The organism is Pseudomonas sp. NFACC10-1 (genome assembly GCF_900119195.1).
Lineage (GTDB): Bacteria > Pseudomonadota > Gammaproteobacteria > Pseudomonadales > Pseudomonadaceae > Aquipseudomonas > Aquipseudomonas cerasi.
This window is the reverse complement of record NZ_FPJB01000003.1, coordinates 49,610-64,253: the sequence shown is the minus strand read 5'-3', so window position 1 is coordinate 64,253 and position 14,644 is coordinate 49,610. Positions and strand designations below refer to the sequence as shown.

Below are 14,644 nucleotides of genomic sequence, written 5' to 3'. Positions count from 1 at the left end.
GGCTCCGGCATGCACCTCTGTTGTCCAGCCAAGGAGGCTGGTTTGCGTATGTCTGCCCCTGCCCTGTTTCCGCGCCACATTGCCGTGCTGATCCTGGCGCTGCTGGCCTGCTCGTTTGCCGGCAACCACATCGCGGCACGCATTGCCTTCGATCATGACACCGGCCTACTGCTGGCCATTCTCTGTCGCTCCGGCGTGACCTTGCTGGTATTGACCAGTCTGGTGTTATGGCAGCGTGAAAGGCTCAGCCTGCCTGCCAGTACCTGGCGCTGGCAGCTGCTTCTGGGGTTGCTGATCGCCACGCAGAGCTTTTGCATCTACTCGGCGGTAGCGCGTATTCCGATGGCCCTGGCCTTACTGGTGGTCAATGTCTCGCCGATCCTGCTGGCGTTGCTGACCTGGGCATTGGGCGGTGCCCGGCCAACGCGGCGCGCAGCCGGCCTGATGGGCCTGATTCTGTTTGGCCTGACGCTGGCGCTGGATGTGCCACAGCGCCTGTCGAACCCCGGCAGCAGCGAGCCGCGATGGCTGGAGGGTGTCGCCTACGCGTCGACCGCGGCGGTGGTGTTCGCCTTTGCGCTGTGGATTACCGATAACAAACTGGCGGGCATGCGCGGCAGCGTACGCAGCATGCTGACCATGGCCGTGGTGTTTGTCGTCGCAGCCATCGCCGGCAGCAGCGGCGTGCTGCCCGGCGGCGTGGGTCTGCCAAAGAGTTCTGTCGGCTGGACCGCACTGGCCAGTCTGGTGGTTTTGTACGGGCTGGGTTTCTCGCTGCTGTTCATCTGCATGGCACGGCTGGACATCGCCCGCAACGCGCCAGTGATGAACATCGAACCGGTGGCCAGCCTGCTGTTTGGCTGGCTGATTCTCGATCAATTGCTCAGCAGCGGTCAGGTGGTCGGCGGGCTGATCGTCGTCAGCGGCATCGTGCTGCTGACCTGGCGTCGCGCCCAATCGCCTGACTCTCAATCATCAAGAAAGGCTTTGAAGCATGTCCACGAACGTACTGACCCTTGAAGATGGCCTGACCCGCCTGACACTGGCCCCCGACATCGGCGCCAGTATCGTCAACTGGATCGTCCTGGCCAGTGGGCAACCCCTGCTGCGCCCCAGCGACGAACAGGCTCTGGCGGCCGGGACGCCTCGTCGGCTGGCCTGCTACCCGCTGGCACCGTGGTCGAACCGGATCGGCAACGGCGGTTTCGAGACACCAGACGGCTGGCTGGCCCTGGAGCCCAACAGCGCCAACGACCCGCTGCCGATTCATGGCAGCGCCTGGCAGCAGTCATGGACGGTCATTGAGCACACTTTAGATCGGGTCTTTCTGCAACTCGACAGCCAGACGCCATTCGCCTACCGCGCGCACCTGCGCTACACCCTGCACGACGGCAAACTGAGTATCGAACTGACCACCACTCATCTGGACAGCCGCGCCATGTGGCACGGCCTGGGCTTGCACCCTTACCTGCCACGCACGCCTCACACACGCTTGCAGGCCAAAGCTGCGCAGGTCTGGCTGTGCGACGAGGCAGGTTTGCCGAATGAGTTGCAGGATCTGCCCGCCGAATGGGACTTCCAGCACAGCAACAGGCTGCCCGAAGCACGGCTGGACAACGGCTTCACCGGCTGGGACGGCCACAGCGTCATCAGCCAGCCGGACCTGGGCTATGAACTGCACTGCCACGCCACCGGCAGCGAGTACTTTCTGGTGTTCTGCCCTCCGGGACTGAATTTCTTCTGTTTCGAGCCCGTCAGCCACCCGGTGAATGCCCATCATTTGCCTGGGCATCCGGGGTTGAAGCTGTTACGGCAGGGGGAGTCGATGGGGCTAGGGGTCAGTCTGCATCACAAGCCCTTGTAGCAGGCTGTTTCATGCCTTCCCTGGCCATCTGTTACTGGGCAATCACCAGTGTTGAAAGACCCCTAACGCTGGTTACGCCGGTCGTCTTGGCGCAATCGTTGCTCAATGTGGACTCGATATCGCCAAGTACAAATGTACTCATCGCCTTGGCATTCTTGTACCGGCCATCGACGATTTTTCCGACACCCACAATGGTCGTATTCAGATTACCGATATTATTGAGCGTCGCACTGAACTCGTAAGTACTGGTGGCGCCATCGCTCCAGTTGATGACCCATGTAATAGTCGGCGTTTGCAGCAGCAACGACTGACAGGAAAAATTCGCCTGAAAGTTTTGACTGGACGAAGCGCTGACTGCCAGAGGAAATGAAGGAGAAACACAGGCCCCCCAGTTGCTTGTCGTCGATACATTGACCAACTGATCGGTGTTGGTCAGTCCCGGCGACCAGTCGGCAGTGTGAGTCCCTGTCAGACAGGTCGCCAGGTTCGCAACCTGAGCCTGTGATCGCTCAGGCGCAAAAATAAGCCCCATGCAAACGATGATCAACAACAGGGTGGCCAGCGAAGATGAAACGCGTGCAACCTGAGTATCCATGTTTGTCTCCATGACATTGATGACATCCAGAACACAAAGTAATCATTTAACGTTAATGACTCTACTGTCAGAAATGACAGTGACCAAAGACGGCAAGATCTGGCCCGCGGCCACTGCCATGGCCGGATCTGCAAGTCAAACCGCCACTCATCACATCCTGTGATCCACTCCCCACCCCGTTACGTAACACCTCTGCATAGCGAACCAAACCCACACAATGGTGATCAGAAGGTGGATCATGCGCATAACTGCCAGTCTCAGGACCTTCTGTCACTTGTCCCCCTCTCACAGCGAATCGACAATCACCCGACTTTGGATCGATGAAGTCACCGCCGTGGCCCGCCAGAGGGACCGCGACAGCTTCATGCGCATTTACGATCACTTCGCTCCGCGCCTGTTGCGCTACCTCACCGGGCTGAATGTGCCGGAAGGTCAGGCCGAAGAGTTGGTGCAGGAAGTGCTGCTCAAACTGTGGCACAAGGCCGACTCGTTCGACCCGGCCAAGGCCAGCCTGGGGACATGGTTGTTTCGCATCGCACGCAATCTTTACATCGACAGTGTGCGCAAGGACCGTGGCTGGGTGCAGGTGCAGAACTCGCTGGAACAACTCGAGCGTCTGGAAGCTCCGGTAGATCGAACACTCGATTACAGCCAGCGCCAGGAACAACAACTCAACATCGCCATCCAGAACCTGCCTGCCGATCAGGCCCGAGTGTTGCGAATGTCGTATTTCGAAGCGCTCAGCCACCGGGAGATTTCCGAACGCCTGGGTATGCCGCTCGGCACAGTAAAGTCCTGCCTGCGCCTGGCGTTTCAAAAATTGCGCTCGCGGATAGAGGAATCATGATGGGTCCACAACATCATCCGGACGACGCCACGCTGGTCAGTTATGCCGCAGGGGCGCTGTCGCAGGTCATCTCGTTAGTCACTGCAGCGCATCTGGAGCGCTGTGCCGAGTGCCGGGCGCGGCTCAGGCAGGCCGAGGCGATTGGCGGTGTGTTGATGCAGCAGCACACCAGCAGTGTGGTGCCGCTCAAGGGCAGATCGGCCATGCTGGCGCGGCTTGACGAGCAGCAAGCGGGGCTTTTACCCGCCCTGCACTCGATGCCGGCGGCCAATCAGGACCCGGACCTGATGCCGGTCTGCATGCAGGCGCATTTTGGTCGACACCTGAGCACATTGAAGTGGAAGACCCTGATCCCCGGCGTACAACGAGTACGCGCCGAAGGCATCGAACAGGGCAACCTGATGCTGCTGAAAATCGCCCCCGGCGTGAGCATGCCGGTCCACAGCCACGAAAGCGGCGAGATGACCATGGTCCTCAAGGGCGCGTATTACGACGTGCAGGGAGAGTTCGGACTCAACGATGTGGCCGACCTGGACAGCCATATCCATCACCAGCCCATCGCCTACCCCGACCGGGAATGCATTTGCGTACTGGCTACTGAATCGAAGCTGCGTTTTCACGGGTTGCTGGCGCGGATGATGCAGCCGTTTTTCGGGATTTGAAAAACGGCCGCTGCGCCCGCGGTCAGCGCTGGACGGTGACGCCCAATGAGGCCAGCGCATCCCAGTAGCCCGGGTAGGTCTTGCCGACGCAATCAGGGTCGAGAATGCGGATGCCGGCGATCTTCAGGCCCGCCAGCGCAAAGCACATGGCGATACGATGGTCGGAGTGGGTGTCGATCAAGGCATCGACCGTAGTGCCTGCCAGCGCCGGGTTGGCGTTGACGATCAGATCGTCACCCTCCTCGACCGCCAGGCCGGGTGCGATGGCGCACAGTCCGTGGGACAGTGCCGAGATGCGGTCGCACTCCTTGACCCGCAGGTTGGCGATACCGACAAAGCGCACCGGCTGACGATTGAAGGCGGCCAATACGGCTAGCGTCGGAATCGCGTCCTGCATCTGCGAGCCGTCGATCACGGCCGGCATGTTCGGGAAACTGGCGATGATCTGGCTGGCCAGCGCATCGGGTTGCGTGAACGCGTCGCTGGCCACGCCCAGGTCGATAGCGCCCTCGGTCAGGGCCTGCGCAGCCCACAGGTAAGTGGCCGCCGAGGCATCTGGCTCGATGTGGAAATCCGTAGCGCGATAACCGGTAGCCGAGACTTTCCAGGCGGCGTCGCCGATGGCCTGAACCTCGGCACCGAACGCCTGCATGGCCGCCAGCGTGAGGTCAAGGTAACCACGCGCGCCGATCTCGCTGCCTGTCAGTGCAACTTCCACAGGCCCCTTGCCACAGGCACCGGCCATCAGCAGTGCCGACACGTACTGGCTGGACAGGTTGCCGTCGATTTCGATACGACCGGCCTCAAGACCGCCCTTGCCCTTGATGGCCACCGGCGGGCAACCGCTGGGTGCGCTGACTTCCACGCCCATGCGCTGCAAGGCATCGACCAGCGGTCCGATCGGACGCTTGCGCATGTATTCGTCGCCATCCACCACGAAGTCGCCTTCGAAGTTGGCCAGTGCCGCGGTCAGAAAGCGTGTCGCAGTCCCGGCGTTGCCGAGGAACAGCGCCTGCTGCGGCGCCTGCCAATGCCCGCTGCTGGTGACCACGAAGGTGCTGTCATCCGGCTCGTCGACCTGCACGCCCATCAGACGCAGGGCTTCGGACATCACGCGCGTGTCGTCACTCTTCAGCGCGCCGGTCAGGCGGCTGGTGCCTTTGGCCAGCCCGGCCAGCAACAATGCGCGGTTGGTGATCGACTTGGAGCCCGGCGGGCTGACACGCCCGACCAGCGGGCGCTCGACAGGCAAAACAGTGAGGGTGGCTTGAGGTCGCATGATGTCCCTGAGCGTCAGCGGAAAAATCGCGATCCTAGCACGAGCGGGATCAAGCCCGCAGTGCCGGTTTCATTCATCGCCAAGCCCGGGCGCGGCTCAGCTTTTCGCTGAGCCCGACAGTTGCTGCAGCTTGTTGTTGGCCGCCAGCAACTGATTGCGGTTGGCCGCGACGTCGGTAACGTCATAGATCACCAGACACACATGGCTGATCGCCCCGGTGGTCGACCGCAGCGGGAACAGTGTGGTGTTCTGATACATGAACTCCTCCTGCCCGGTGATCGGCTGATAATTCTTGAAACGCACCAGATACGGCCGCTGCTCCCAGATGGTGAACGCCGGCGTGCCGAGGGTCACGACGTTATCGATTTTCTTGCTGAACCACTTCGCGTTGACCTCCGGAAAAATCTCGAAAAAGGTCTTGTCGACTGCCACGTAGGGCACCACACCCGAGCGGTTTTCCATGAAGGTATTCCAGACCGTCACGCGGTAGTTCAGGTCCAGCACCACGATGCCTACGTCAATGTTCTGCGTGACGGCCAGCAACCAATGAAGCTCGTTGATTTCAATAGCGTTGCTCATGGGTCAGCTCATCATGTAGGCAAGTTTTTTGGTAAGCAGCTCGACCGAATCTTCGGTGAACAGCATCAGCAGATCGAAATGCAGATTGTGGCCTTCCACGCTGTAACTGATTTCGACCGCCAGGGTCTTTTTCCAGCGCTGTTGATTGATGCGGATAAGCTCGTCGATGCCGCCCTGTGCACCCAGCAACTGGGGATGGCCCTGCGAAAAGGCAATGTCGATCTGTTCGGCAATGCCGCTCAGGCAGGCGCCGATCAGGATCGTGGACAGATCGAGCAGCATCTCCATGTCGGAACTGTCGGAGTGATCGCCGCCCATCAGTTGCGAGATTCCGGAGATTTCCGAATCATGAAAAATCAGCAGCGCTTCACCAGAGATACCGCCACCGATGTAGCCCTGACACACCGCGGTCAGACGCTGGTCGCTGTGAGCGTCGGCCAGCGCCATGTGCAACTCGCCAACTTCAAGCATGTTGACGTTGGGCACCGGCAGTTGCACGAACACGCCCAGCACCTTGGCCAACAACGCCGCTGCACGGCCCATGGCGACGTTGATGGTTTCGCGGAAGGCATCCTGAAAGCTGATCACCCCGCCCTTGTTGTTGAGGGCCGGCAGTGCAACCGGTGACGCGGCAGGCTTGCCCAGCAGGCCAAGGCGCTCCAGTGTGCTTTTGAGTTCGTCCGGGTCGGCGGGTTTTTTCAAAAACGCCAGCGCGCCCAGCTCCATGACCCGACGAACGGCCTCATCCTGCACGTCGCCCGACACCACAATCACCTTGGCGTCGAGGTTTTCGGCACGAATCGCCGTCAGCGTCTGGTAACCGTCCATCACCGGCATGGTCAGGTCGAGCAGGACCACCTGGCCCTGACCTTTACGAATCGCTTCCAGGCCTTCCTGCCCCTGGGTGGCGAGCGTGACCGACACATCCCAGTCTTCAGGTAGCGCGCGCAACAGCTGCTTTCGCGCCATGTTCGAGTCATCGCATATCAATAGCGCAAGCGTGGACATCGTGTGGTTCTCACTGCAGGAAAATCAGGCTGACCACGGCGGACAGCACATATTCGTTAGACGGCACCATCGGAAGCGACTGACATCGAGCCTATAACGCGAGATCAGCAACATTCAAACTAAACCTATAGCCTAAGTCGGTGATTTTTGAAGTTTCTGTAGTTTTATTCGCAATTAGTTGCTGCGAATCACTATCACGACGTCTGAAACGTGCCTATTATCAATTGATAGATTCAATTGCAATCACTCGATAGACAGGTGTGCCATGTCTTTGCCCATAAGCGACTACCATCCGGCCCTGCCCCGGCAGGACGATTTCTGGCAACACCTGGGTATCCCCGCACGAGGCGCGCGGCTGTACTCGGCGCTGCATGACGGCTTGCCGTATGAAGTCTTCGAACGTCTGGCGCATTACACCGACCTGAACCGCTCGACCCTGGCCGAGCATCTGGGCATCGCGCCGGCAACCTTGCAGCGACGCCTGAAGGTGCGCCGCTTCAACGCCGAAGAAAGCGATCGGCTGTTCCGCCTGGCAGCGGTGTACAAGGCGGCACTGGACCTGTTCGAAAACGACGCCGAAGCGACTCGCCTGTGGCTGGCCAACCCGGTCTACGGGCTGGGCAATCGCAGGCCACTGGAAATGCTCGCGACCTCGGCAGAGGCTCAGGCAGTGCTCGACCTGATCGGCCGCCTGGAACACGGGGTCGTGGCGTGATAGCGGTCTATCGACTGGTCAAGCGCAAATGGCTGGCACAGGCCTTCGATGGCGAGGGCGCCAAGCTCTACGGCGGACGCTGGAACAGCAAGGGCAACGCCTGCGTGTACTGCGCGGGCAGCGAGTCACTGGCGCTGCTGGAAGTGCTGGTGCACCTGAACAACGCCACTGTGGCTCAGCACTACACGATGCTTGAGCTGCAGATTGCCGAGGAGCACGTCCTCAATGCGCGCCCGGACACCCTGCCCCGCGACTGGCGTGAAGAACCCGCGCCACCGGCAACCGCCTCGTTCGGCGACGACTGGCTGGCCTCCGCTCAGAGCCTGGCACTGGCAGTGCCCAGCGTGATCATCCCGCGCGAGTCCAACTACCTGCTCAACGTCCAGCACCCGGAGTTCAGGGCGGTAGTGGCAACGGCCAAAGAACTGGAGTTTGTGGTCGATCCGCGTTTGGGGTGAACTGGCCGAACGGTTAGCTCGGTTATGGGGGGCTCTTGCTGTCCCATGGGTTCAAAGCAACGTACGCCGCGACCAATGCATTCAGCACCAGAAGTAACGCCTTAACACTGCGATGGATTACAAAACCGGCAACACTACGTGCGGCCGCTGACCAGTCCTACACCAGCATGCGTTTCAATTGCGTGCCTGAAAGCCTGAACAAAAAAACAACTACCTATACCTATGTACCGCACTTCGTGACTATTAATACTAGCTAATATCAAGGAGATATTATTCGGCGATTTAAACCTTAAGGATAAGCACATGCCGCAAAACGTCATTACTCTTCCACCCACAATCGTAACACCTGGCCAGCCGTTGCCCAGGCCATTAGGCCCGCTATCGGGAGCCGGAGTAATCGCCAGACCGCTGCGATGGGACGGCAGTATTCCTGCAAACCATGAGATGGATGCATTCTTCAGTAAAAGGGGTATAAGAAACGAACAGTACACGATATCCATTATCGTGACGGCCTCTTCAACACAGCAAAATATCCATCAGTCTTACATAGACTTTTTGCCCCTCCTTCCGGCTGACGTTGACGCGGAAATTTCTGCCGGTGTAGGAGATTACCCCTTCTCTGAGTTAGAAAAGTCTACGATTGAAAAAAACGTGGTGGACAGCCTGATTTCACAGCGCGCTGCTGAGTTAGCCAAAAGCAAAGAAGGCGCTCATGCTTTCTTTGGCAGGCATGCATTGGCGGTAGATATTAAAAAAAACGCTGTGGATTTTTTAAATATCTTTCAAACAAGAAGAGACCTGGGCTCTCCCCTTGACGTTTATAAAAGCTGGGAAGCCTCAGTTACAGCAGCCTACAGAGCAAAAATTCTTGAAGAGAAAATCAGGATTCTCACAGAGAGGTCTGTATCACTGAGCCATACTATTGCTGCAGCGCAGGCCAGGGAGGACGCACGTATCGCGGCAGAAACCGAGTCGACGAGGCTTGCCGTTGAAGCTGCAGAGCACGCTCGACTTGCTGCCGAAACCGCTGAACAAGCCCGAGTTGCAGCGGAGGCTGAAGCCAAGCGAGTAGCGGATGAGCAGGCTCTTCTTGCTGCCGAAGCAGAAGCTCGCCGAGTAGCTGCCGAAGCGGCTGAACAAGCTCGTATGGAGGCAGAGACGCAGGCCCAGCGTGACGCTGACGAGCACGCGCGCGTGACGGCAGAAGCTCAAGCGCTAGAAGCGGGCAAGACGCTCAGGCTCCCGGAAGCTGGTACACCGCAGTTGGGTGCAGTTGCAGGAGTCATTTCCGTTACGGCAGGATCCGGTCTCTTTCTGGACGCTACCATTCAAGCCGCTATCGAAATATTAACGGCTCTCGCAGGCACGGCTGTCAGCTCTACCACAGCCGTAGGCATCGGCACGTTGCTGTACTCCCCTTCGCTTGGCAATGGAGAGTTACCGGAAAGAATGCTGGACCTTCCGGCCAGAGTTCTGATGCCTGATCTGTCCGACGCCTTGAATGACGTGGCGGCAACGGGTGGAACGGTCGATATGCCCTATAGAATTTACGGCGATCAGTCGAAGTATTCAGTCGTGGCAACACAAGCCGAAGGCGGATTTTCTCCCAAGGTGCCTGTGAGGGCTCTGATACTGGACCCAGTGGCCAACGCCTACACCTTTACCACTTCGGACACCCCGCCCATCACCTTGACGTTTCCAATCGCAGCATATGGAAACAGCTCAACGACGACGGTGGCGCAACCAGTCGAAACTCCGGCGTACGCTGGAATTACACTAGAGCCTATCGAGGTGAAGGCCGAACCTTTACCCGGCACCAGTCAGATGGACATTCGGGATGCCATTTATGTTTACCCGCTAAATTCGGGTCTGCCTCCGGTCTATGTGGTGTTCAACAGCCCCTATGAAGGGGCAACAACCAAAGGAGAGCATAGCGGTCGAATGTACGATCCTGAAAAAGCGGGCGGCCCCACCCAGAACCTCGACTGGACAACCGCCTCAGTCACTCAGGACGGCATTGATCTCGTTAAGCTGCACATAAGCCGATTCGGCTCATCAGATGCAAATACTATAATGATCAATCGTCTGGAAAAAATTTTGCGCGGCGAGTTAGCCGTGACGGATACTGATAAAAGATTTTACACCCACGAGCTTAGGGAATTAGAACGTTACAGGGCACTGGGGGTGGCTGATGGCGTGCAAGGTAACGTATGGAATAACGCTCATACGGCAGCCCTTGAGGATTATAGAATTAACGAAAATCGTGATTTTCTTTACACCGAAGCGGCTCTATCGGCTGGAGACAAACAAGATCATGCAGACGCATTGAGAGGCCAATAAAATGACCAAAATCAAAGACATTATCATTAATGAAACCGTGGCAGATGTATTGGCAGTCTTTGCTCTAAATTTGTCCCAACCACGAATAGACAGACTCTACACCGCTTATAAATTTGAGGCTCTCCAGTCCGGTGAGCTCTGGGGCACTTATACCAGACTTTTTCGTGAAGGCATTCTGGCTTTAGATGAAAAAGGTCGCACGGCTAAAGGCCCCCACTGGAAGGAACCCGCTTTCATCGCTGAGAAAAAATATACTGTTGAATAAACACCATCCTGCCTAAAGAGCGCCCGGCTTCGGCCGGGTGTTCTTCCATCTAAAGTTCGATATTCGTAACAGCAGCTCTAACAGGGTATGCCCGACGTTTATTTTACAGGTATATCTAACTTTTCGATCGCCACATAAGGCGTCTGCAGATCCCGCTCGGGGATTTCCCATATGAGCAGTTTGGGCGGCGTCTGGCGGAAGGCCGGGTTGTCGAAGTAGACGTTGGCAGCGCCCGAGAACTCGCCGCCGTCCCTGGCGAAGTTGCCAATCGGGGCGCCGAGTTCGCGCTGTAGAAACCCGACAAAACCCGAATTGCGCGAGAACGATGTGCCGATCAGCGCGACGTTGGGCAGGTTACTGTCGCCGAACAGGTCGTCAAGGTTGTCGCTGCCCGCCGCCGATTCACTGGCAAGCTCGGTGATCTGCGTGGCGGCTACGCTTTGCGGCGCAGGTTGTAATGACGACGGCAACCAGTCGAGTCCGGCGAGGCGCACCAGATCGCCGGGGCGTTCGGCAATGGGTAACGTCTGAATCTGGAATTGACGCTGCGGAGTGGCCTGAATGCCGGCTTTTTGCACTTGCAAGCCGATGGCTCTGGCGGCGCTGTTGGCGCCACTCTCGCTCCAGTGCGTATCAGTACGCAGGTAAGCTGTTTCGCCCAGCGGTTGAAGGGTTGCGGTCAGGTCCAGAGCATCGACGCCAGCCGCTTGCAAGTCATGCGTCCATTGCTCGACACGCGCCTGCAATACGTCAGGCCGGTAGAGACCGCACAGTCGGGTAGCGGCAATGCGACTTTTGTCCGGGACCACGGCGACCAACAATTCGATACCGCGTTTTTTGAGGCTGCGCTGCACAGCGATCACCGCCTGGGCTTTGCGCTGCGCATTGGCCTGTGCGTCGCGGTTGAGCCTGAACTCATCGGTCAGGAACAACCAGCCCGGACACCCCTGGCGCACACGCGGGCCGGTGTCGTGGAACAGCAGCCAGCTTGCACCGCGCTCGATATTGGCGGCACGCTGGGCCAGAAAGCTCCCGGACAGTTGTTTCGCCAGTTGGTGAGTCACTTCGCCGTGCAGCGCTGCGTCGAGGGTCAGCGGCCTGGGTAGCAGCTCGACCTTGCCGCTGACCAGCAACATGCCCGAGGCCAGCAAGCCAACGCCGAGGAACAGCGCCAGGGTAATGCCCGCCACACCACAGGTGCGCACGGCCAGTTCACTGGGTGGAGGCGGTACAGCAGACGGAGTAGTCATGGGCACCGGCCTCAGAACTGGAAGTACAGAAACGGAACCGTTTCGCGGCTGGCAATCAGCGCGAACGACAGCAGAAATCCGGCCACCGGCCACAGCGCGGCGCCATAGACGAATAGCGTCCGGTTGCCAAAACGCTGCTCACAGCGAGCCTGCAGCAACGGCGCGAGCACGCAGGCCACGCCCAACAAGGCGGCCATGCCGTGTGCCGGGCGCAGGGTCACGGCCAGCGCATCGCCCAGGCCCAGGCCGTGCAGGCCGAACTGCCCGGCATACATGTTCATCGCGGTGGCAAAGTCCGGGGCGCGAAACAGCGTCCACGCCAGGCACACAAACAGCAACGTCAGCAGGTGCGCCAGCGGCCTTGGAACAGCAGGCAGACTCGAGCGCGACCAAGCGCGATCGACGCACAACGCCACGCCATGCGCCGCGCCCCAGAGCAGGTAATTCCAGCTGTCACCGCCGTGCCACAGACCGGCGATAGCCATGGTCAGGAACAGGTTGCGGTAGGTGTTCCAGACGCCGTGCCGATTACCGCCCAGCGCGATGTACAGGTAGTCGCGCAGCCAACTGGACAGCGACAGGTGCCAGCGTCGCCAGAAGTCCTGAATACTGCGGGCCAGATAAGGCCGGTTGAAGTTTTCCGGAAAGTGAAAGCCGAGCATCAGTCCCAGGCCGATGGCCATGGCGCTGTAACCGGCGAAATCGAAGAACAGTTGCAGCGAATACGCCAGGCAGCCAAGCCACGCATCGATCAGCGACGGGGCCGGCAGGTGAAAGGCCACATCGACCAGCGGCGACAGGGTATCGGCCACCAGCACCTTCATGCTCATGCCGATCATGAAGCGCCGCGCGCCCAGGGCGAAGTTCTGCCGGGTGAAGTAACGCTGCACCAGTTCACGGCGCACCCAGTCGTAGCGAATGATCGGCCCCGCAATGGAATGGCCGAACATCGAAATGTAGGTCGCGTAATTGATGAAGCTGCGCTCGACCGGCACGGTCTGCCGGTGTACGTCCACCAGATAGGAAATCGCCTGCAGGACGATGAACGACAGCCCGGCCGGCAGCGCCACCCGCTGCCAATCGAGCGGCATCGCGCCATACCAGGTGATCAGCGCATTCCAGGTGCCGACGACGATGTTGGCGTACTTGTACCAACACAACACGGCGGTGTTGAACACGATCAATGCCACCAACAGCCGCACTCGCCCTTTCGAGCCTTGCCGCGCCCGGTCGATCAGCAGACCGCCGATCCAGGCCACCACGGTCAGCAGCATGTGCAGCGCCAGAAACAACGGGCTCAGCCAGCCGTAGAACAACCAGCTGCCGATCAACAGCACGACATTGCGCCACGCCGCAGGGCTCGCCGTGTAGGCCAGCAGAAAAGCGGGCAGGAACACCATCAGAAACTCGAGCGAGGCAAATACCATGACGACGAAAGAGCCTGATCAGTTGGACAATGTGTCCGTGGCCGACAACAGACGCGGGCCTGTGGCGGACGGCACCAGCAGCACGCTGTAGCGCTCGCCGGCCCTGAGCTCGCCCAGGTCCAGCGGCGCGCCGACAGTGGCGTTGGCGCAGACCAGTTGCACGGAAAGGCTGACCGGGTTGATCGAACGGCGTTGCAGGGTGCCCGTGGCAACCGACTTGAACAGGTCGGCGCTGCGACCGGCAGGACGCAGGCTCGCCTCACTGCACCCGGCATCCAGGCTGAAGAACGCCAGCGAGGCTTTCAAACCGTTGAAGTCATCGGGCTGTTCACGGACAGTCACCGGCTGGAGGCTACCGTCGGACTGTGCGGTGAGTACGACGGTGGCGAACTCGCCGGGCTCGACGCTGACGTCCATCGGCAGTTTTTTATCGCCGCTGACCAGTGTGCCCTTTATCGAACTGCTGGCCTGCACCGGGAAAAACAGTGAAACCGGTTTTGCGCTGTCCAGTTGCAACGGCGCCTGGCCTTCACGAGCGATCACTTGCAGCGGCGCGGTGGCCGCATTGACGAAGCGAATGAACGCCGAATCCTGCGCAGGGCCGGTGGGATACAGGGCGATGTCGGCCGCCTGCGCTTGCACGCCCAGCAATACGGCAACCGCACTGGCGGCGATCAGGCGCAAGGCGATCATTGTCTGGCTCCTGCTGCGCTGACACTGCTGACCGGTAGTTTGCCCAGTGCATCACCGATCGCAGTGCCCCAGGATTTGTAACCGGCCACGGTAAAGTGCTGGCCGTCGGTGGTGATCCACTGGCCTGGCTTGGAAAAACTCAGCGAGTCGATATAGGTGCAGGGTGCCACGTTGCTGGCCAGGAACTGCGACATCAACTGGGTCCGTGCGTCGTTCTTCTGGTACATGCCGCCCGCCTTGCCCCACGCCGGGCCGACCCATGCGCATTTGGTGCCGGTGGCGGCAATGGCCTTGGTCAGGCCGGTTACGCTCTGCCACGCCCAGGCTTTGGGAAACGAAGGCTTGTCATACGAAGCCATGGTGTCACCGATCACGATGACCACCAGGTCGGGCTTGTCGGCAGCGATCAGTTCGCCAATCGGCGTAGTAGTCGCGTCACGACCCTTGATGACGATCTTGCCGTTGCCTTTCTGTTCGGCACCGCAATCGACCTTCTTGCTGATCAGCCAGTCACCGGCACTGGCCCCGCAGGCGCCAATCGAATGCACGATCGCACCCTGACGGGTCAGGTTGTCATGCAGCGGCTCCATCAGGTGGTCGGCCAGACTCATGTGGCTTTCTCCCAGGACCAGAAGGGTCATACCGGCAAGAACGGAAGGCAT

The 14,644-nt window shown here is 59.4% G+C and carries 16 protein-coding genes; 8 read left to right on the top strand and 8 right to left on the bottom strand.

Translation table 11 applies throughout. The annotated features are described in order from the left end of the window. The first annotated feature begins 48 nt into the window (after positions 1-48). Both BT119_RS08930 and BT119_RS08925 read left to right on the top strand, forming a co-directional pair. Positions 49-1,020, top strand: coding sequence for an EamA family transporter (locus tag BT119_RS08930; protein WP_072365434.1), 972 nt, complete (start codon positions 49-51; stop codon positions 1,018-1,020). Continuing rightward, positions 995-1,864 (top strand): aldose 1-epimerase, encoded by an 870-nt coding sequence (locus BT119_RS08925; RefSeq protein WP_054080627.1) that lies wholly within the window; start codon positions 995-997, stop codon positions 1,862-1,864. The genes BT119_RS08930 and BT119_RS08925 overlap by 26 nt, the downstream gene beginning before the upstream one ends. A gap of 31 nt (positions 1,865-1,895) precedes the next feature. Here the strand turns inward: BT119_RS08925 and BT119_RS26280 are convergent, their stop codons facing one another. Further along, positions 1,896-2,459 (bottom strand): hypothetical protein, encoded by a 564-nt coding sequence (locus BT119_RS26280; protein ID WP_054080626.1) that lies wholly within the window; start codon positions 2,457-2,459, stop codon positions 1,896-1,898. A gap of 334 nt (positions 2,460-2,793) precedes the next feature. Between BT119_RS26280 and BT119_RS08910 the strand changes: the two genes are divergently transcribed. After that, a complete protein-coding gene (locus BT119_RS08910) occupies positions 2,794-3,306 on the top strand; it encodes a sigma-70 family RNA polymerase sigma factor (protein WP_003345995.1) in 513 nt (170 codons plus the stop codon). Then, on the top strand, positions 3,306-3,968 hold the full coding sequence (locus tag BT119_RS08905; RefSeq protein ID WP_058396851.1) for a ChrR family anti-sigma-E factor: 663 nt from the start codon (positions 3,306-3,308) through the stop codon (positions 3,966-3,968). The genes BT119_RS08910 and BT119_RS08905 overlap by 1 nt, the downstream gene beginning before the upstream one ends. Positions 3,969-3,990: 22 nt before the next feature. Here BT119_RS08905 and BT119_RS08900 read toward each other — a convergent pair whose 3' ends face one another. The 3 genes from BT119_RS08900 to BT119_RS08890 form a co-directional block, all read right to left on the bottom strand. Beyond that, positions 3,991-5,247 (bottom strand): 3-phosphoshikimate 1-carboxyvinyltransferase, encoded by a 1,257-nt coding sequence (locus tag BT119_RS08900; protein WP_072365432.1) that lies wholly within the window; start codon positions 5,245-5,247, stop codon positions 3,991-3,993. A 96-nt stretch (positions 5,248-5,343) separates the two neighbouring features. Continuing rightward, the gene (locus BT119_RS08895) at positions 5,344-5,826 is read right to left on the bottom strand and encodes a PAS domain-containing protein (RefSeq protein ID WP_003365711.1); all 483 of its coding nucleotides are present in this window, start codon (positions 5,824-5,826) and stop codon (positions 5,344-5,346) included. Positions 5,827-5,829: 3 nt separating this feature from the next. Further along, a complete protein-coding gene (locus tag BT119_RS08890; RefSeq protein WP_003433765.1) occupies positions 5,830-6,834 on the bottom strand; it encodes a response regulator in 1,005 nt (334 codons plus the stop codon). A gap of 265 nt (positions 6,835-7,099) precedes the next feature. Between BT119_RS08890 and BT119_RS08885 the strand changes: the two genes are divergently transcribed. The 4 genes from BT119_RS08885 to BT119_RS08870 all read left to right on the top strand — a co-directional run bounded on the left by BT119_RS08885 (position 7,100) and on the right by BT119_RS08870 (position 10,612). Further along, a complete protein-coding gene (locus BT119_RS08885; protein ID WP_003408523.1) occupies positions 7,100-7,549 on the top strand; it encodes a DUF2384 domain-containing protein in 450 nt (149 codons plus the stop codon). Next, entirely contained in the window at positions 7,546-8,007 is a 462-nt protein-coding gene (locus tag BT119_RS08880; RefSeq protein WP_003345984.1) for an RES family NAD+ phosphorylase, read from the top strand. Before BT119_RS08885 ends, BT119_RS08880 begins: the two co-directional genes overlap by 4 nt. Before the next feature lie 303 nt (positions 8,008-8,310). Continuing rightward, the gene (locus BT119_RS08875; protein ID WP_072365430.1) at positions 8,311-10,347 is read left to right on the top strand and encodes an S-type pyocin domain-containing protein; all 2,037 of its coding nucleotides are present in this window, start codon (positions 8,311-8,313) and stop codon (positions 10,345-10,347) included. A gap of 1 nt (position 10,348) precedes the next feature. Continuing rightward, positions 10,349-10,612 (top strand): immunity protein, encoded by a 264-nt coding sequence (locus BT119_RS08870; RefSeq protein WP_072365428.1) that lies wholly within the window; start codon positions 10,349-10,351, stop codon positions 10,610-10,612. 98 nt (positions 10,613-10,710) lie between these two features. Here BT119_RS08870 and BT119_RS08865 read toward each other — a convergent pair whose 3' ends face one another. Genes BT119_RS08865 through BT119_RS08850 form a run of 4 tightly spaced genes read right to left on the bottom strand, consistent with a single transcriptional unit; the run spans position 10,711 to position 14,644 of the window. Then, positions 10,711-11,862 (bottom strand): alginate O-acetyltransferase AlgX-related protein, encoded by a 1,152-nt coding sequence (locus tag BT119_RS08865; protein WP_072365427.1) that lies wholly within the window; start codon positions 11,860-11,862, stop codon positions 10,711-10,713. A gap of 11 nt (positions 11,863-11,873) precedes the next feature. Then, the gene (locus tag BT119_RS08860) at positions 11,874-13,289 is read right to left on the bottom strand and encodes an MBOAT family O-acyltransferase (RefSeq protein ID WP_072365425.1); all 1,416 of its coding nucleotides are present in this window, start codon (positions 13,287-13,289) and stop codon (positions 11,874-11,876) included. An 18-nt stretch (positions 13,290-13,307) separates the two neighbouring features. Beyond that, positions 13,308-13,982 carry an alginate O-acetyltransferase AlgF gene (locus tag BT119_RS08855; RefSeq protein WP_072365423.1) on the bottom strand — a complete coding sequence of 225 codons (675 nt, stop codon included), beginning with the start codon at positions 13,980-13,982 and terminating at the stop codon, positions 13,308-13,310. Next, complete coding sequence (locus BT119_RS08850) at positions 13,979-14,644, bottom strand: SGNH/GDSL hydrolase family protein (RefSeq protein ID WP_003433776.1); 666 nt, start codon at positions 14,642-14,644, stop codon at positions 13,979-13,981. The genes BT119_RS08855 and BT119_RS08850 overlap by 4 nt, the downstream gene beginning before the upstream one ends.